Here is a 19,438-nt window from a genome sequence, read left to right on the forward strand (position 1 = left end):
CGTGGCTGGGGCCAGGACAACATTAATAACTACGATACCGGCAGCGATAAGACCGATGCGATCGTATTTGCGGAAGGGATAGCACCGGCAGATATTCAGCTTACCCGTTCTGGTAACAGTTTGGTGTTGTCATTGCTGGGCAGCACCGACCGGATTACGGTGAGCAGCTACTTTGATAGCGATGCTAATGGTGTTTATAAGTTGGAAGAGATCCGCTTTGCTGATGGCACGGTGTGGAATATAGCGCAGGTTAAAGAGCTTGCGATGCAAAGTACGGTTGGCAACGATAGCTTGTATGGCTATGCGACTGATGATGTGCTGCACGGCGGAGAGGGAAATGACACCTTGTTTGGCCAGGCCGGCGATGATGAGTTGCATGGTGAGGCGGGGGATGATCGACAGTATGGCGGCGAAGGCCAGGACGTGCTGTTTGGTGGTGAGGGTAACGACCAGCTGTATGGTGATGCCGACAATGACCGATTATACGGCGGAGCAGGCAACGATACGTTGCAAGGCGGTGCTGGAGCTGATGTGCTGGACGGTGGTGAAGGCAATGATTCGCTGAACGGCGGTACAGGCAGTGATGCATATCACTTTGCGCGTGGTTGGGGCCAGGACACGATTAATAACTACGATACGGGTACGGATAAAGCTGATGCGATAGTGTTTGCCGAGGGGATTGCGCCAGCAGATATACAGGTTACCCGTTCAGGTGACAGCTTGGTGCTGTCACTGTTGGGCACTAATGATCGTATTACGGTAAGCAACTATTTCCATAGTGATGGTACCAGTGCTTATAAGCTGGAAGAGATCCGCTTTGCCGATGGCACGGTGTGGAATATAGCGCAGGTTAAAGAGTTTGCGATGCAAAGTTCGGATGGTGACGATAGCTTGTATGGCTATGCGACTGATGATGTGCTGCACGGTGGAGAGGGGAATGACACCTTGTATGGCCAGGCCGGCGATGATGAGTTGCATGGTGACGCGGGGGATGATCGGCTGTATGGCGGTGAAGGCCAGGACGTGCTGTATGGTAGTGAGGGTAACGACCAGCTGTATGGTGATGCCGGTAATGACCGATTATACGGCGGAGCAGGCAACGATACGTTGCAAGGCAGTGTCGGAGCTGATGTGCTGGACGGTGGTGAAGGCAATGATCAACTATCTGGTGGAGCGGGTAATGATACTTACCTTTTTGGCCGAGGGGATGGCCAGGACACGATCCATAACCACGACGCAGTTGATCATAATAATACCCTAAGCCATGACCGACTTGTGTTTAAAGATGGAGTTGTGCTTGAGGATGTGGAGTACTACCGCTCGGGTGCTAATCTGGTATTCCGAATAGCGGGCAGCACGGACAGCATAACGGTTAACAACTGGTTTAGCAGCGCTGGTAGTTACAAACTGCAATCAGTTGAGTTCGCTGATGGTCGTAGCCTGGATTTAGCACAGGTCGAGCAAGACGTGCGAACCATACACGGTGATGCATCAAACAACAATATAGCTGGTTTTGAAACCGATGATGTACTGTATGGCCATGAAGGAAATGATTCCTTATTTGGTAAAGATGGCGATGATAAGTTGTATGGTGGTGCAGGTAATGATGTCCTAGAAGGCAATGCGGGCAGTGACGAGTATCACTTTGCGCGCGGTTGGGGCCAGGATGCGATTAATAACTACGACACTGGCAGTGATAAAACTGATGCCATAGTGTTTGCTCAGGGCATTGTAGCTACAGATATTCAGGTTACCCGACAAGGTGACCACCTGTTGTTGTCGCTGGTAGATAGTACCGACCACATAACAGTAAAAGACTACTTCAACAACGACGGCTCTAGTAGCTATAAGCTGGAAGAGGTGCGTTTTGCTGATGGCGTAGTGTGGAGTATTGAGCAGGTTAAAGCTTTTGCAATACAAGCTACTGATAGTAGTGATGATTTGCTTGGCTATGCGACAGACGACGTTATCCGAGGTGGTGGCGGGAATGACTCGATTTATGGTCGGGATGGCGATGACAAGTTGTATGGTGATGCCGGGGACGATAGCCTAAATGGCGGCTTGGGCAACGATAAGCTGTATGGTGGTGACGGTGATGATTATTTGTCCGGTGATGTCGGTAACGACCGCTTAGAAGGTGGTGCAGGTAACGATCGCTTAAGCGGTGGTGCCGGCAGCGATGAATACCACTTTGCCCGCGGTTGGGGCCAGGACACAATTGACAACTTCGATTCTGATAGCAATAAAACTGACGCCATAGTGTTTGCAGAAGGTATATCAGCAAGTGATATTCGTGTTGCCCGCGAAGACGATGACTTGCTGTTAACCTTAGCGAATAGCACGGACAGCATTAAAGTAAATGGCTACTTCTTAGACGGTAGTAGTATTTACTTGCTAGAAGAAGTGCGTTTTGCTGATGGCACTGTGTGGGATGCTGAGCAGGTTAAAACTATCTTGCAACAAGGCACTAGTGGTAACGATGTCTTGTATGGTTTGCAAGGAGACGATGTTATCCACGCTGGTGCTGGCGATGATGCTATCTACGCAGTAGAAGGCAACAACGAGTTATACGGTGAAGACGGCAACGACACTATAACCGGTACCGGCTTACTCGATGGCGGCGCTGGCGATGATGTGCTTGAAGGCAAAGGCGCTGATACGTTGCGCGGTGGCGACGGTAACGACACTCTAATCGCCCACAGCGATGCCTGGATGCAAAACCAAAGCACACTTGAAGGCGGCAAAGGCAACGACACGCTTTACGGTGGCTTTGGCGACGATACTTATATCTTTAACTTAGGCGATGGTGCAGATGTAATTATTGAGCGCCGTCAGGGTGAAGCCTACAGCAATGTTGAAGCATCGAACGATACGCTGCAATTTGGTGAAGGCATTGCGGCGGATGATTTGCTGTTTATCCGCAGTGGCAGTGATTTGCTTATTCGTCACAGTAATGGCACAGACAGCATCACGGTACAAAACTGGTTTGCCGGTTCGGCGCATTACCAGCTAAATCTGCTGACCTTTACTGATGGCAGTGAGCTAACTGCTGAGCAAATAGAAAGCCAACTGGTTACTTTTGGTACTGAAGGCGATGACAGCTTGTTTGGCTCGGCACAAGTGGATGTGATTTACGGCGAAGCCGGGGATGACTATATCGATGGCCGCGCTGGTGACGACAAACTTTATGGTGGCGCCGGTAGCGATACCATAGTGGGTGGCGCGGGCAACGACTTACTGGTTGGCGGTACCGGTGATGACAAATATGTCTATAACCCGCAAACTGGCCAGGACACTATTGATAATACCGGCGGCGGTTTTGATGGCGTATTCTTTACCAATGGCATAGATGCATCGCGGCTTAGCTTTAGCCAGGATGGCGACGATTTGCTTATTCTGGTTGATGGTGATGAAACACAAAGTGTGCGGGTATTAAACCACTTCTTAGGTGGTGATGCGGCCATAAGCTATGTGCAACCCAGTGGTGGCTATATGCTGACGGCAGAGCAAATTGCCACTGCTATTGCCGCTGGAGGTGAAGAGCCGGTTGACCCGACAGACCCTGTTGAACCAGTCGATCCGGTCGACCCTGTTGATCCAACTGAGCCGACAGAACCGGTTGAACCTGGCCAGGGTGGCAGCATAACGCCGGGCTTAGGTGGTAATGATAGCTTAACCGGTACCACCGCTAATGATGTATTACTTGGCGGCGCCGGTGATGATGTATTAACCGGCCTGGCCGGCAATGATCGCTTATTTGGCGGTACTGGCAGCGATACCTACATTTACCATGCTGGGCAGGATCTGATTACTGAGCTCGGCGGTACCGATAAGCTCATCTTTAGCAATGGCATTACCTTTAATCAGGTGGCGTCAGGTTTAACCAAAAGCGGTAATGACTTAATCCTGAAAGTAAACGGCAGCAACGACAATAGCGTTACCTTAAGCAATTTCTTCCTTGGCGGTGCGCATTTGGTGGAAAACTTCGAGTTTGAAACCGGTGGCAGCATCAGTGCCGCACAAATCTTTGGTGCCTTTGGCTTAGCCGTGCCTACTGCTGATGCACCGGTAGTGAACGCTGTGCAAGGAACTGCTGGCAACGATACGCTAAATGGCAGCGCCGCGGCAGATATATTGTCAGGCTCGCATGGTAACGACAGATTAAACGGCGGCACGGGCAATGATCAGCTTAGCGGTGGCCGTGGCAACGATACCTATGTTTTTAGCGCTGGCAGTGGTCACGACACTATTGATAACAGTGGCGGAGGTGAAGATGTACTACTGTTTGAGGGCATCAGCTTTAATCAGGTAGCCAGTGGTTTAATGAAATCGGGTAATGACTTGGTATTAAACATTGGTGGCGGCAGTGACAAAGTTACCCTGAAAAACTGGTTCCTTGGTGGCGACTATGTCGTACCAACCATCCGTTTTGCTGCCGGCGGCGAAATTAGCGCTAACCAGATATTTGGTGCCTTTGGCCTGACCAACCCTAATCCGCAAGGTTCGCTGGCCTATACCGATTTGCCGGATGAGCGTGCCTTTGGCAATGTGTTTGTTGGCACCGGTGAGACAGAAAACATTGTCGGCTCGTCTGACGATGATTTTATCGATGCTGGTAACGGCAATGACATCCTTAACGGCGGCGCGGGTAATGATTACTTGTTGGGGGGCCGGGGCAACGACACTTACCTGTTTGGTGCTAATGACGGTTATAACACTATCAACAATTATGATCCGACGACAGGGCGTACTGATGTACTGCGTTTTGCGCAGGGTATAAACCCGGGCGATGTCGCGGTGCAGCGTGATGGTGACAACTTGCTGTTAGTGGTCGCAGACACCAGTGTGGCAGTGGTGAATTATTTTGCCGAGGCAGGCGCCAGTGCTTATCGGTTAGATCAGATCCAGTTCGCTGATGGCAGTATATGGGCTATGTCAGAGATCAATTCGCAGTTAATGTCGGGTGTTAGCGTTGCTGCTTCTGATCTGGACAGAAACTACGCAGGTCTTGTCGATGCGTTAAATGCATTCGATGCAGATAGCGAAGCCGAACTTGGTAGCTTTATACCAGCGGCGATGTCGGCGGAGCAATATACCCATTATTAAACGCATAAGGGCCGTATCAGCGGCCCTGTTAAATAGCAAAAAGGCCCGCATCTGTTGAGATGCGGGCCTTCTTTAATCACAGGATTTTGCTAACGCTTATCATCCGGGAAAGTGACGTTAAGCTCTAATACCGACAACTCGTCGTCGCGCTTTTCCAGTGAGACGGCAATTTGCTCTGGCGAGATATCTACGTATTTGCGGATCACCTCTAAAATATCGCGCTCTAACTGTGGCAGGTAGTCGGGGCTGTTACGCTTTCTGCGTTCGTGCGCGACAATAATTTGCAGCCGCTCTTTTGCCGTGTTGGCGGTGTTCTTTTTACTTGAACGAAAATAATCCAGTAACGACATGCGTTAACCTCCAAAAATCCGTTTTAACAGGCCCTTTTTCTCCACAGTTAAAAAGCGGAAAGGCACATTTTCGCCCAGCAGGCGCTCTACCGTATCTAAGTAAGCTTGCCCTGCGTCGCTGTCTTTATCCAAAATTACCGGCTGGCCAGAGTTTGACGCGTTAAGCACGGCTTGTGATTCCGGAATAACGCCAACCAGGTCGATAGATAAAATTTCTTTTACATCGTCGACACTGAGCATTTCGCCTTTTTCTACCCGCTCCGGGTTATAGCGGGTAAGCAGCAGGTGCTCTTTAATTGAATCCTGGCCTTGTTCGGCGCGGCGGGATTTACTCGATAACATGCCTAAAATGCGGTCGGAGTCGCGCACAGAGGACACTTCCGGGTTGGTGACCACTATGGCTTCATCGGCAAAGTACAGCGCCATCATGGCGCCGGCTTCAATACCGGCCGGTGAATCGCACAGAATAAAGTCAAAATCTTTCGCCAGTTCATTTAGCACCCGCTCTACGCCGTCTTTGGTCAGGGCGTCTTTGTCGCGGGTTTGTGAGGCTGGCAGAATAAACAAGTTGTCGATGCGCTTATCTTTGATCAGCGTTTGCTTTAAATTAGCTTCGCCGTTAATCACATTAACAAAGTCGTACACCACGCGCCGCTCGCAGCCCATGATCAAATCTAAATTGCGCAGGCCAATATCAAAATCGATAATGACCGTTTTGTGGCCTTTTAAGGCCAGGCCGGTACCAATGGCGGCACTGGAGGTGGTTTTACCGACACCGCCTTTGCCTGACGTTACCACTATGATTTTTGCCATAGTAAAATCCTTAAACTAATTCTGCTAATACCAGTTGGTCGTCTTGTAGTTTGATACAACAAGGCTTACCCCAAAAACTTCCCTGCAGGCTTTCGCTAAGCCAGTAATTACCGGCAATGGATACCAGTTCGGCTTGCAGGTTGTAACAAAAAATACGTTTGCTGCTATCGCCGCCAGCACCGGCTATGGCCTTGCCGCGCAAGGTGCCATAAATATGGATATTGCCATCGGCTATCACTTCGGCCCCGGCACCTACGGTACCTTTTACCACCAGATCAGCGCCTTTGGCGTACACCTGTTGGCCTGAGCGCACAGTTTGCTCAATAATTCTGCTGTCCATTGGCACCGCAACATTATTGGTGACCAGCGTGGTTTGGCGCGGCGTCTCTGCGGTATCTGTTGCCTTGACCGTTTTAGCGTCTTTACCCAGCTGCAATGCGGCCAGGCCAGCGCGCTGTGCTTGCTGTTTTATGCTGCTATTGGCACCACACACGCCCACCAGCACCAGGTTTAACTCATTAAAAAGCTGTTTTATCGCATCAAAGTCAGGCGCTTGTTCCACCTCGGTCAGGTTAAGCACTATTGGCGCCTGATAAAAAAACGCCGGTGCCTGCGCTAATTTTTGCTGCAATTGCTGCTGTAAGGCATTAAGGCTGAGGTCGGGGCAGGACAGCACCGATAAAGGAAATAAACTGCCTTTTAGTTCCAAAGACTGATCTGACATAAGAATATCGTGCGCACTTATTAGTATTTACTGTGGTCTGGCTTTTTTTGCCGCAAAGCCCGGCATTTTATTTGCGCTGCGCCTGTCTGGCAGGTACGCAACACCTGACGGTCATGTTATAGTTTAGCCCCTGGTTAAGCAAGGTTGAGGCGTGGTTTTATTCGATGCTATGTGCGGTTTATAAAAGTCTGAAAAAAGACAGCACCTATTTGTATGTTCAGCGGCGGGACGATTTCTCAGCGGTGCCCGACGTGTTGCTGAAAACCTTTGGTACGCCGGTGCTGGTGACCTTACTTAATTTAGCCAAACGGGAACATTTAGCGCTGGCTGATATCGATAAGGTACGGCAGCAGCTTAGCGAGCAGGGGTATTACCTGCAGTTGCCACCGCCCGAGGACAACTTGCTGGCACAGCACAAAGCCAGCCTGTCCGGTTTATCGTGATAGCAATTAACAGGCGTTTTTTATGTTTAGACTAACCTTCAACACACTATTTCAAGCCCGTTGCCGCAGCCTTATCTTTGCTGCATCAGCGGCCATTTTCAGCCTGCCGCTACTGGCAGATGACAGCAAGCCAGCCTTTATTGATTATGTTGCGACGTTAAAGCAGGAAGCCTTAAGCAAAGGTTATGCGCCTGAGCTGGTTGAGCCGGTATTTGCCAGCTTGCAGTACCATGAGCGCGTGGTGTCTGCTGATAAGAGCCAGCCTGAATTTGTTGAAACACTAAGTACTTACTTACCGAAACGGGTCAGTGAAACCCGGATACGGATGGCGCGTGAGCGTTACCAGCAGCATTTGCCGCAGCTGCAGGCCATTGGCCAGAAATATGGCGTGCAGCCACGTTTTATTGTCGCCCTGTGGGGGCTGGAGAGCAGCTTTGGCCGCATTATGGGCAGTTATTCTGTGCCCTCGGCGTTGGTGACACTGGCCTATGACGGCCGGCGTGAAACCTTCTTCAAACAGGAGTTTTACCATGCGCTGGATATTCTGGCGCAAGGTCATATCAGTCTGGACAATATGAAGGGCTCCTGGGCTGGCGCTATGGGGCAAAGCCAGTTTATGCCCAGCTCTTTTATGGCCTATGCGCAGGATGGCGATGGTGATGGTAAAAAAGATATCTGGACTAATCAGTTAGATGTGTTTGCCTCTATTGCGAACTATTTAAAGCAGCAGGGCTGGGATAACAGTAAAACCTGGGGCCGTGAAGTGCTGTTACCAAAAGATTTTGACGCCAGTCACGCCATTGCCCGTGGCAGCCTGCAACGCAGCGAATGGCTGGGGCGCTGGGCACAATCTGAACGTAGCCTGGCAGACTGGAATCATCTGGGGCTGCAACGCTTAAATAAAACAGCTTTGCCGCAAAGAGACATTAATGCTGCACTGGTATTGCCTGATGGTGAAGGCGGCCGGGCGTTTTTAGCCTATGATAATTACAAAGTACTGATGCACTGGAACCGTTCTTATTATTTTGTCACCAGTGTTGGCTATCTGGCCGATTTAATTGTCGCCGCGGAGTCATCATGAGTTATCAGCATCGCACTATTGACGGACAAGCTATCGACCTGCCGGTAGGCAAAGTGGTGTGTATTGGCCAGAACTATCAGGATCATATTGCTGAGATGCAAAGCAAAACGGCGCCGCAGGCGTTGTTTTTTATCAAGCCTGCGACGTCTTTGTGTGCGCTGACGCCCGGCTTTAGCATTCCGCAGGCGCAGGGTGAGGTACATAACGAAACTGAACTGGCGGTGTTAATTGCTAAGCCATTGAAGCAAGCCGATTTTGCTACGGTGAATGACGCTATCTGGGGGTACAGCTTAGCGCTGGATTTAACCCTGCGCGATGTGCAGGCTGAGCTGAAAAAGCTGGGCCGGCCCTGGGAAGTCGCCAAAGGCTTTGACGGCGCCTGCCCGGTGGCCGGTTTTGTTGAAAAAAGCCAGCTGCAGCATCCGCAGCAGCTGGAGTTTCGTTTAACGGTAAATGGGCAGCTGCGCCAGGATGGCAATACCGCCAACATGATCCGTGGCATCAGCCAGCTGATCAGCGAAATGAGCCAGCACTTTACCCTGTTACCGGGTGATATTGTGCTGACAGGCACCCCGGCCGGTGTCGGCCCACTGCAGCGCGGTGATGAGCTACAGCTGCAACTGGCTGACGTGTTCAGCCTGACAACCCGAGTAGATTAAGCATGACATTAACAGAACGCTTCTGGGAGCAGAAAACGCTGGACCAGATGACAACTCAAGAGTGGGAAGCACTGTGTGACGGCTGCGCTAAATGCTGCCTGAACAAGTTTATCGACGACGATGATGAAGAAGGCCCAACCGCGGTATTGCATGCCGATGAGCAGGTGCATTACACCAATATTGCCTGCCGTTATTTAAACAGTCACAAGTGCGAGTGCACCGAGTACAACCAGCGTACGGTGCTGGTACCCGATTGCATTGCACTGACCAAAGACAATTTAAAAGACATCTTTTTTATGCCCACCAGCTGTGCTTATCGGCGGCTGCACGAAGGCCGCGGCCTGCCGCACTGGCATCCACTGTTAAACGGCGGTAAAAAAAGCCTGATGCATAAAAAGCAAATGTCGGTACGCAATAAAACCATTTCAGAGTTGCAGGTAAATCTGGACGACTTTGAAGATTTTATCGTGCGCTGGCCACTGAACGATCTGGATTAAGCCGCAGGAAGTTAACCTTGTCATTTTTTCAACAGGCACAGCAGTTGCTGCAACATTTAAGTCCGGTTACCTTGCAGCTGATCATCAGCGTGGCGGTGCTGGTGCTGTATTTTATTATCAGCCGCCGGATTATGCCGCTGTTATATCAGGTGATTGCCCGCAGTAATCTCAAGGCAGAAATGAACAAGCGCGCTGGCGTAATAGTGCATATTTTGCTGGTACTGCTGCTGATTGTCGTACTGAGCGTGGTTTGGGGTGTCGATATTCGCGGCTTGCTGGTGCTGGCCTCCTCGATGATTGCCGTGGTGGGTGTGGCATTGTTTGCCGCCTGGAGTTTGCTTAGCAATATTACCGCCTTTTTTATTCTGCTGGGGCAAAAAGCCTTTGCTGAGGGCATGGAAGTACGGGTAATAGATGGCGGCAATTATCTGGAGGGGCGTATTGTCGAAATTAACCTGTTTAGCACGGTACTGCGCACCAAAGACAACGAGCAGGTGGTGTACCCGAATAATTTACTGATCTCGCGCCCGGTGGTGGTGTTTCCGAAAAAAAGCCGCTTGCCGCGAAAAAACAACGTGACGGAAAAAGCCCTGCGCTGGCGCAGTAAAACCGGTGCCGGGTTAAAGCCAGACTGATTTTTCCGTGACAGCCTTTTAGCCTGCTGCTACATTGCGCATAACGCCATGATAATTATAAAAACTGTATTGCTTAAATGCGCTTAAAACAGATTAAACTGTCCGGCTTTAAGTCTTTTGTTGACAGTACCAGCGTGCCCTTTCCACAGCAGATGACTGCCGTGGTTGGCCCCAATGGCTGCGGCAAATCTAACGTGATAGATGCGGTGCGCTGGGTGCTGGGCGAAAGCTCGGCAAAAAATCTGCGCGGCGATGCAATGACCGACGTGATTTTTAACGGCTCAGCGCAGCGCAAGCCGGTGTCACAAGCCTCTGTTGAGCTGGTGTTTGAAAACACCGAAGGCCGGCTGGCGGGCGGCCTGGCTGATCGCAGCGAAATCTCGATTAAGCGCATTGTCACCCGTGACGCTCAGTCACTGTATTTCTTAAACGGTAGCAAATGCCGCCGCCGTGATATCACCGATATTTTCCTTGGTACCGGCCTTGGCCCGCGTAGCTACGCCATTATTGAACAGGGCATGATCTCGCGCCTGATAGAATCTAAGCCGCAGGAGCTCAGAGTCTTTATTGAAGAAGCGGCCGGTATCTCTAAATACAAAGAACGGCGGCGCGAAACGGAAAACCGCATTAAACATACCCGGGAAAACCTTGACCGCTTAGCTGATGTGCGCGAAGAGCTGGGCAAAAATATCGACAAGCTCAAACGTCAGGCTACGGCAGCGCAGCGCTACAAAGAATTAAAAGCGCAGGAGCGCAAACTAAAAGCCGAACTGACCACCATCAAATGGCTGCATTACAGTACCCGTTTTAATGCGTTGGAGCAGCAGCTGCAACAACAGCAAACTGAACTGGAAAAATACCAGTCGCAGGAGCTGGGTGACCAGCGGGTATTGCTGGAACTAAAACAACAGGCGCAGGATACCCGGCAGCAACTGGAGCAGGCGCAAAGCCGGTTTTATCAGTTGGGCGCTACCATCAGCCGGTTAGAGCAGCAAATTTTACACCAGCGCCAGCAGCAACAAACGCTAAGCGACCAACTGGCGCAGGCCGAACAAAGCTTAAGCCAGGCGCAGGACTTTATTGCTGCCGAGCAAGCGCAGCAGCAAACGTTAGCGCTGCAATTGACTGAGGATGAGCCACAGCTGGAGATCATGCAGGAGCAAGTCGAAGAGTTAGCACTGCAACTGCAACAGCTTGAAGATGAACAGCAGCGTCAGCAGCAGGCACAGATGCAATGGCAGCAGCAACAATTTCGTTTGCAACAACAACAACAGCAGCAGCAATTCCAGCTGCACAATGAGCAACAGCAATGGCAACAACAACACGCTGCGCAGCAAATGCTGCAGCAGGAGGTGGCTGAGCTGGCGCTTATTCCGCTGCAGAACAAACAACAGGCGATGGCTGAAGCCTTAGAGGACAGCAACACCAGGCTTGAGCAGCAGCAACAGCGGTTTGACATCAGGCAGCAGCAGATAGTCCAGCAAGAGCAGGCCGTTAAAGCCCTGTTGCATCAGTTACAGGATGCCCGCACTGCGCGGCAGTTACTGCAAGGTGAGCAACAACAGTTACAACGCCAGCAACAACAGCACTCCGCTGAGCAGCAACAACTATTACAGCAATTGCAGGTAAAACCGGGCTGGGCAGCCAGCGTGGCGCTGGTGCTGGGGCAACTACAACATGCCAGCATAAATGCTGTGCTAAGTGACAGTGCGCTGACCGAAGTGTTACCAAACCAACAAGCTGCCGCACCGGGTAGCCTGGCAGCACAAATAACCGGTGGGGTTTATCCGGAGTATTTTAATCAGGTGCTGTGTGCCGACAGTGCTGCCGCTGCCCGAAGCAGAGTAACAACACTGGCGACAGGCCAGTCTGTGATTACTGCAGAAGGTTACTGGCTGGGGTCTAACTGGGCGGTGCTGGCCGGCAGTGCCAATGCCGATAGCTACCTGCTGCGCGCTGAGCGCTTGCAGCAGCTGACTGCCGAGCTTGATACTGCTGTACAACAGGTCGCGCAGCTTGACAGCGACTATCAGGCTCAGCAGCAACAACTGGATACGCTGCAGCTGCAACAAGCAGAGCAACAGCAGATTTTGCAGCAAATACAGCAGCAAGTACAACAAGCTCAAACCGCCAAACTGCTGGCCGAGCAGGAACTGCAGCAGGCAGAAAAATTATCGCAAAAGTTACAGGCCGAACTTAGCCAGAAGGCATTAGAGCAAGCGCAGCGGCAAGAGCGCATTGAACAGCTTGAAATGGCGCTGGAGCAAAGCAGTGAGCAGCTGTTATTGCATGAGGCACAGCAGCACGAATTGCACCACCACAGCGGTGCGCAGCAACAACAATTACAGCAACTTAAGGCGCAGTACGAGCAGCAGCGCAGCGCACAGCAACAACTGCTGATGCAACATAAAATGGCGCAACAACAGTTGGTTACGCTGCAGCAGAACCTTAGCCGCAGCCAGCAGCAACAGCAGCAATTGCAGGAGCAGGTGAGCCAACTTAAGGGCAAATTGCAGCAGGATGACGAACCTCTAGTGTTGCAGGAACAATTGCAGGAAAGCCTGTTAAGCCGCGAAGATGCCGAGCAAGCTTTGATTGCCCACCAGGATGCGCTGGCCAATATTGAGCAGCAGATCCGTCAGCTAGAGCAAGGCCAGCAGGGGATCATGCAGCTGCTGAACAAAAAGCGGAGTGAACTGTCTGAACTGCAGCTGGATGCCGAAGGCTACCGGGTGCGGGCCAATAATATGATGGAACTGCTGCGCGAGCAGCAAGCTAATATGAAAGAGGTGCTGGCAGCGTTACCCGCTGACGCCGATGAAACGCTGTGGCAACAGCAGCTGGATAAAACCACAGAGGCGATAAGCCGGTTGGGGCCGATTAACTTAGCGGCGATAGAAGAGTATGAGCAGCAAGCGCAGCGTAAACAGTATTTAGACGCGCAAAATGACGATTTAATGGCGGCGATGGACACACTGGAAACGGCGATCCGTAAAATTGATAAAGAAACCCGGCAAAAATTTAAAGATACCTTTGAGCAGGTTAATGACGGCTTAAAAACGCTGTTTCCGAAGGTGTTTGGCGGTGGCAGCGCCTACCTGGACTTAACCGAAGATGACTTACTGGAAACCGGTGTCACTATTATGGCCAGGCCGCCGGGCAAAAAAAACAGCACAATACATTTATTATCGGGTGGTGAAAAAGCGCTAACCGCCTTATCATTGGTGTTTTCGATTTTCCGGCTTAATCCGGCACCTTTTTGTATGTTGGATGAGGTAGATGCGCCACTGGACGATGCCAACGTCGGCCGGTTTTGTAATCTGGTACGGGAAATGTCAGAAACAGTACAGTTTATTTATATTAGCCACAATAAAATTGCCATGGAAATGGCGGCGCAGTTGATGGGCGTGACGATGCAGGAACCGGGCGTATCACGTGTAGTTGCTGTCGATGTGGATGATGCTGTTAAAATGGCAGCAGCTTCTTAATTAAGGGTAGCCTTATGGTTAGCGAATTACGTTTAGTATTAATTATTCTCGGAGCCCTGGTACTGGGTGCACTGTTATTACACGGCTTATGGACAGTGCGAAAAAATGCCGGTCAGCCACGGCACCGTTATCTTGATGAAGACAGCAAGACAACCACAGAAAAAGCCGATGGCTTTGATGATTTGGGCGTCGGCCCGGTGCGGGTGATTAAAAAGGGCGCACAGCAGAGCACGGCTGAACATGGCCCTGCGGATAACGCTTTGGTTAGCACAGCGCCTGCAGTAAAAGCCAGCAGCGCCAACCCGGGGGTGCAGCCGGTGCGTGAGCCGGCGGCGACGGAAATACAAAATGAACTGCCGTTTGATGAACCGCAAGAGCCGCAACTGAACTTCAGCGCGTTAAGCGATGAGGAATTACAACAGGATGCCTTTAGTGCCCCAGCTGAGCCAGTGGACACAGCGACAAACGACACGGCACCGACAGAGCCGGCTGAAGTACTGATCCTGTATGTGCTGTTGCCGGAAAATAAAGAAATGACCGGGCCACAGCTGTTGTCGGCACTGTTAACACTGGGTTTTAAATACGGCGATATGGATATTTTCCACCGTCATCAGGACAGTGCAGGTTCTGGCGCGGTGCTGTTTAGCCTGGCCAATATGTTTAATCCGGGTACCTTTGATTTAGAGAACATCGACAAGCTGAGCACCCGTGGTGTCAGTTTGTTTATGACATTGCCAGGCCCCGGCGAGCCACTGCAAAACTTTAACCTGATGCACAATGCCGCGAAAAAACTGGCTGAAGAGTTCGGCGGCCAGGTGTTGGACGGCCAGCGTAGTGTATTAACGGTACAAACCGTACGCCACTACGTGGATAAAATCCGCGAATTTCAGCGTCAGCAGCTTATTCACGGTTAACGGCGAAATTCTCATCAGACAAAACGGCAGGCAGTAGTCCTGCCGTTTTTGTTATGGCAAACTCAGCAGATATTTTTTACGGGCAAGAATTTATGAGCCAGTCTCCATTGCAGCAAGTGCAACAGCTACGTCAGCAGCTGGAAGAATACAGTTATCAGTATTATGTGCTGGACAACCCAAGCGTACCGGATGCCGAGTATGACCGGCTTTATCGTGCGCTGCAGCAACTGGAGTTACAGCATCCGGATTTAATCACAGCCGATTCACCGACACAGCGCGTTGGTGCTGCGCCGCTGGCTAAATTTGGCCAGATAAGCCACAGCATGCCGATGTTGTCGCTGGACAATGCCTTTGATGAGGCTGAATTTCATGCCTTCTGTAAGCGCATGGCCGATCGGCTGGACAGCGCTACCGACTTTAGTTTTTGCTGTGAACCAAAACTGGATGGCCTGGCGGTCAGCATCCGCTATGAAAAGGGTGTGCTGGTGCAGGCTGCAACCCGTGGCGATGGTTATACCGGTGAAGACATTACCAGTAATGTCAAAACCATCCGGGCGGTGCCATTAAAGCTAAAAGGCCCGGCAGTACCGCCTGTGCTGGAAGTACGTGGTGAAGTCTTTATGCCGCTGGCCGGTTTTCATGCCATGAATGACAAAGCCCGTGCCAGCGGGGACAAAGTTTTTGCCAATCCGCGCAATGCCGCAGCCGGTAGCTTACGCCAGCTTGATCCGAAAATAACCGCGCAGCGACCTTTGATGTTTTATGCCTATGCGGTGGGCATGATTGATGATCCGGCGGCCTTACTTAATAGCGACAGCCATTATCAGCGTTTAATGCAGTTAAAAGCCTGGGGCTTGCCGGTATGCCCGGAAATTAAACTGGTGAGCGGCGCCGAAGCGGCATTGGCGTATTACCAGGATATTTTGCAGCGCCGTGCCAGCCTGGCGTATGAAATTGATGGCGTGGTCATTAAGGTGGCTGACTTAGCACAGCAGCAGGCGCTGGGCTTTGTCGCCCGGGCGCCGCGCTGGGCGATGGCCTTTAAATTTCCGGCGCAGGAAATGTTAACTACTTTATTGGATGTTGAGTTTCAGGTCGGCCGCACCGGCGCTATTACACCGGTAGCCAGGCTGGAGCCGGTGGCGGTAGGCGGCGTAACCGTTAGCAATGCGACCTTGCATAACCAGGATGAAATTGACCGCCTGGGCATCAAAATTGGTGACAGCGTAGTGGTACGCCGCGCCGGTGATGTGATCCCGCAGATTGTCTCAGTGGTACTGGAACAGCGGCCAGATAGCGTGCGCGACATCGTGTTTCCGGCACAATGTCCGGTATGCGGTTCACAGGTTGAACGGGTAAGCGGTGAGGCGGTAGCGCGCTGTAGCGGTGGGCTGTTTTGCGCGGCGCAGTTAAAAGAGTCGATTAAACATTTTGTCTCGCGCAAGGCCATGGATATAGAAGGGCTGGGCGACAAACTGGTTGAGCAATTGGTAGAGCAGCAGTTAATTCAGAGCCCGGCTGATATTTATCAGCTGGATATGGCCGCATTGGTTGGGCTGGAGCGAATGGCAGAAAAGTCAGCATTAAAGCTGTTGGCGGCGATTGCAGGCTCTAAAGAAACGACGTTACCACGCTTTATTTATGCGTTGGGTATTCGCGAAGTGGGCGAAGCGACGGCGCTTAATCTGGCCAATCATTTTGCCACACTGGAACTTTTGCAGCAGGCCAGTCTTGAGCAATTGCTGGCGGTTAGCGATGTCGGAGCTGTGGTGGCAGAGCATGTGCAAAGCTTTTTTGCTGAGCCGCATAATCAAGCCGTGATCTCAGCCTTACTGCAAGCGGGGATCCACTGGCCAGCCATTGCCCAGCAAGCCGCCACTGAGCAACCACTGGCCGGGCAAACCCTGGTATTAACCGGTACTTTAACCAGCATGGGGCGTGATGATGCCAAAGCCAGGTTACAACGTTTAGGTGCTAAGGTGTCTGGCTCGGTATCGGCGAAAACCCATGCCGTCATTGCAGGTGATAATGCCGGCTCTAAGCTGGTTAAGGCGAACGAGCTAAAGGTTGCAGTGTGGACAGAACAGCAAATGCTGGATTTATTCAGCCAGTACGGAGTGATGTAAATGCCGGATTTTCTGTATCAGTTGCTACTGGACTGGGGCGCGTTATTCCGGCCTTATCTGCGTGATATGGCGCTGGCGATGGTTGCCACAGCGCTGGTGGTGTTTGGTGATGATATTAACCGCCTGGTACGGCGTCAGACGGTAGCACTGCACTTTATCTGGCGCACGCTGATTTTTATTCTGTTATGTGCCTTTGGCTATGGCGCCCTGACCATTTTCCTGACGCCGCTGGTAGCCAGTCAGCTGGCTAAGCTTGGCAATTTATGGTTGCCTTGGGTCGCTTTGGGCATTTTTGTGCTGCTGGCGATGCTGGCACAACGTAAACGCCAGTTATGAGCCGGCCACCACTTTGGCCTGTGCTGGACGATTATGGCCTGCAGAAGGTGCCGCTGCGCTTTTATGGGTTGTTACTGTTATTACTAAGGCCCTATATTTGCTGGGTACTGGTATTAACACTGCCACAGACGCAGCGCGACATGCTGGCGTTGTTTTATCCGCAGCAAAATGACTTTATGCTGGCCTGTGCGGTGGCGTCACCCTTGCTGCTGCTTATCGCTGCATTAAGCCAGCGTAAACCCAAAGGTTATGCGCCCTGGCGTAAGGTGTGGCGCCTGGCGTTACCGCTGATGTTGCTGGTCGCGATAGCGGATTTAGTCCTTACCATACTGGATTTACCGCCACAGGTCATGTTGGACGCGCCCTGGCGCATCGTTACGCCGGTGCTGTTGTCGGTGAGTGTACTGTGGCTGTTGCGTTCGCGCACGCTGCGGCTGGTGTTTGCCGAATGGCCAGAGCCGGTTACCGCCTCAAAGCAAGACTAAGCCAGTTTGCTTAGATATTTCTGCTTTAGCTGCTGATAACGTTGTAGCTGTTCAGTTTTAAGTTTACTGTTGTCTATCAGCTGCTGGCATTGTTGTAACAGCTGCTGTTGCTGCTCGGCCGGGCACAGTGGCCGCGGTGAGGTAAGCAGGGTTTGCCACAAGTTTAAGGCGATACCGGCATTTTTCGGCATGACCTGCCAGGCCAGCATAAACGCTGAAAAAGCTTCCTGCCAGTTGCCGTGCTGATACAGATGCACGGCATTGTTGTTCAGTTCGCGGGGGCCATGCGCCATAGCAGCGCGCTCTTGTTGTTCCTGTGCTAAATAAGTTTGCAACACCGGTTCGGGCTGCTGTTGCCGGCAATACTGGCTGATCTTTACGAACAGGGTTTTAGAGGCTTCCGTTAAGCCAACTTCGTGCAAGGCTTTGGCTTTATCCAGCGCATCTTCCAGCGAAGTGATCTGCTCTTCGCTGGTTAACTCGGTCAGCAACTGGCGGGCTTTCTCTTTATGATCCTGCAAATACAATAGCCTGGCCTGTAGCACCTGCTGAGGTTGCATCAGGTCAGGCTGAGAGAATTGCCGCTGTACAGTATTAAGCGACATATTCGCCTGACGGCTTAAGCGCGCTTGCTGCTCGCTGTCTTCACTGCTCAGGGCAAAGTCGATACTGGCACGGGCTAAATTCAAATACAGCCCGGCGTGTTCGTGGATAGAATGGCGGGCAAATTTAACCATATCGCGGGCGGCGCGGTATTGCATCTCGTAATCATGGTTTAGCCGGGATAGTTGCAGCAGTTTTTGCTGGCGAAGCAGGTTACGCGGCGCTATGTCTGCTGCGGCCAGTATATGCTGCTGTGCCTGCTGATAATGTTGCTGGCGAAATTCCAGTTCACTTAAACAATCCAGCGCAAATAACCGGGTTTCTGAGCGGGCTAACATCTGCTGAAGCTCGGCAAAGGCTTGCCTCTCTTGCTGTTGTTGTATTAAGCAACGCACTTTGCCTATTCGGGCCCAGCTAAAGGGTTGGATATGTAACATGGCCTGAAAGAACGCCAGGGCCGTGCTGTAGTCATGTTGCTGCAGCAGTATATCGCCTTTGAGCTTTAACAGTAGCGGAAACAGCTTATGCAGTTCGGCTTGGGATAACTGCTGATCAATCAGTGCTAACGCTTTGTCGTAGGCAAAGTGTTCCAGTAAATCATAGACCGGGCGCAGTTGCTGTTTACGTTTTAATACCCGCTCAATTCGCTGCTGCAAGTCGCGGATCACAAATGGCTTGGCCAGAAATTCATCCGGTTGTAATTCCAGTACACTGTGCACCAGGGCCGGATCCGTGTCGGCACTGATAAAAATCAGACCACAGCTGATTTTCTGACAACCGGTGCTTTTTAGCTCGTCAAACAACTGATAGCCATCTTTACCTTTGGGCAGGTTATAAGCGCAAATAATCAGATCATAGCTATTTTGCCGGCACAGCGTCAGCGCCGTCTGCGCGCGGTCAGCATAGCTGATATTTTGATAATGTAATTGCTCCAGCGCATAGCGCAAATAACTTTGGCTTAAACTTTGCTCATCAATAATCAGAATGCGTTCGTCGCGTTTAACGGCAGTTTCCATAGAGATAAAGCAGGTGACAGAGGCAAGATTGGCTTTACTATAGCAAGTTTTTAACAACAAGTAAGGGAGTAAGGTGGTGGATTGTACTGGGTTTGGGTAGTGGCAACCGTGTCTTCGCAAAGAGTGGGCGGTGCTGTCTTATGATAATCAGGGAGTTGGTGG

Annotated in this window: 15 protein-coding genes; 11 read left to right on the forward strand and 4 right to left on the reverse strand. The window is 51.3% G+C overall.

Annotated elements, in window-relative coordinates:
• Nucleotides 1-5,106: calcium-binding protein (locus EYB30_RS18685; protein WP_166840894.1), on the forward strand; the 5,106-nt coding region annotated here is incomplete at its 5' end.
• A gap of 89 nt (nt 5,107-5,195) precedes the next feature.
• On the opposite strand, the gene minE is transcribed toward EYB30_RS18685, so the two are convergent.
• Genes minE through minC form a run of 3 tightly spaced genes read right to left on the reverse strand, consistent with a single transcriptional unit; the run spans nt 5,196 to nt 6,993 of the window.
• A complete protein-coding gene (gene minE, locus EYB30_RS17990) occupies nt 5,196-5,456 on the reverse strand; it encodes a cell division topological specificity factor MinE (RefSeq protein ID WP_166840896.1) in 261 nt (86 codons plus the stop codon).
• A 3-nt stretch (nt 5,457-5,459) separates the two neighbouring features.
• Complete coding sequence (gene minD, locus EYB30_RS17995; RefSeq protein WP_166840898.1) at nt 5,460-6,269, reverse strand: septum site-determining protein MinD; 810 nt, start codon at nt 6,267-6,269, stop codon at nt 5,460-5,462.
• 10 nt (nt 6,270-6,279) lie between these two features.
• Nucleotides 6,280-6,993 (reverse strand): septum site-determining protein MinC, encoded by a 714-nt coding sequence (gene minC, locus EYB30_RS18000; RefSeq protein ID WP_166840900.1) that lies wholly within the window; start codon nt 6,991-6,993, stop codon nt 6,280-6,282.
• A gap of 164 nt (nt 6,994-7,157) precedes the next feature.
• On the opposite strand from minC, the gene EYB30_RS18005 reads away from it, so the two are divergent.
• From EYB30_RS18005 to EYB30_RS18050, 10 genes are all read left to right on the forward strand, one after another.
• Nucleotides 7,158-7,436: a YcgL domain-containing protein gene (locus tag EYB30_RS18005; RefSeq protein ID WP_166840902.1), complete on the forward strand. Its 279-nt coding sequence runs from the start codon at nt 7,158-7,160 to the stop codon at nt 7,434-7,436.
• Between the two features lie 22 nt (nt 7,437-7,458).
• On the forward strand, nt 7,459-8,517 hold the full coding sequence (locus EYB30_RS18010) for a lytic murein transglycosylase (protein WP_166840904.1): 1,059 nt from the start codon (nt 7,459-7,461) through the stop codon (nt 8,515-8,517).
• Complete coding sequence (locus EYB30_RS18015; RefSeq protein WP_166840906.1) at nt 8,514-9,176, forward strand: fumarylacetoacetate hydrolase family protein; 663 nt, start codon at nt 8,514-8,516, stop codon at nt 9,174-9,176. Before EYB30_RS18010 ends, EYB30_RS18015 begins: the two co-directional genes overlap by 4 nt.
• Nucleotides 9,177-9,178: 2 nt before the next feature.
• The gene (locus tag EYB30_RS18020) at nt 9,179-9,673 is read left to right on the forward strand and encodes a YcgN family cysteine cluster protein (protein ID WP_166840908.1); all 495 of its coding nucleotides are present in this window, start codon (nt 9,179-9,181) and stop codon (nt 9,671-9,673) included.
• Nucleotides 9,674-9,690: 17 nt separating this feature from the next.
• Entirely contained in the window at nt 9,691-10,308 is a 618-nt protein-coding gene (locus EYB30_RS18025) for a mechanosensitive ion channel domain-containing protein (protein ID WP_166840910.1), read from the forward strand.
• A gap of 77 nt (nt 10,309-10,385) precedes the next feature.
• On the forward strand, nt 10,386-13,796 hold the full coding sequence (locus EYB30_RS18030) for an AAA family ATPase (protein ID WP_166840912.1): 3,411 nt from the start codon (nt 10,386-10,388) through the stop codon (nt 13,794-13,796).
• A gap of 14 nt (nt 13,797-13,810) precedes the next feature.
• On the forward strand, nt 13,811-14,710 hold the full coding sequence (gene zipA, locus EYB30_RS18035; protein WP_166840914.1) for a cell division protein ZipA: 900 nt from the start codon (nt 13,811-13,813) through the stop codon (nt 14,708-14,710).
• Between the two features lie 92 nt (nt 14,711-14,802).
• Entirely contained in the window at nt 14,803-16,836 is a 2,034-nt protein-coding gene (gene ligA / locus EYB30_RS18040) for an NAD-dependent DNA ligase LigA (RefSeq protein ID WP_166840916.1), read from the forward strand.
• Nucleotides 16,837-17,172: a DUF3392 domain-containing protein gene (locus EYB30_RS18045; protein WP_166840918.1), complete on the forward strand. Its 336-nt coding sequence runs from the start codon at nt 16,837-16,839 to the stop codon at nt 17,170-17,172.
• Nucleotides 17,169-17,657: a DUF2919 family protein gene (locus EYB30_RS18050; RefSeq protein ID WP_166840920.1), complete on the forward strand. Its 489-nt coding sequence runs from the start codon at nt 17,169-17,171 to the stop codon at nt 17,655-17,657. Before EYB30_RS18045 ends, EYB30_RS18050 begins: the two co-directional genes overlap by 4 nt.
• Here the strand turns inward: EYB30_RS18050 and EYB30_RS18055 are convergent.
• Nucleotides 17,654-19,276, reverse strand: coding sequence for a response regulator (locus tag EYB30_RS18055; RefSeq protein WP_166840922.1), 1,623 nt, complete (start codon nt 19,274-19,276; stop codon nt 17,654-17,656). The two genes, EYB30_RS18050 and EYB30_RS18055, sit on opposite strands and share 4 nt — an antisense overlap.
• Nucleotides 19,277-19,438 lie beyond the last annotated feature (162 nt).

The organism is Rheinheimera pleomorphica, assembly GCF_011634895.1.
GTDB lineage: Bacteria > Pseudomonadota > Gammaproteobacteria > Enterobacterales > Alteromonadaceae > Alishewanella > Alishewanella pleomorphica.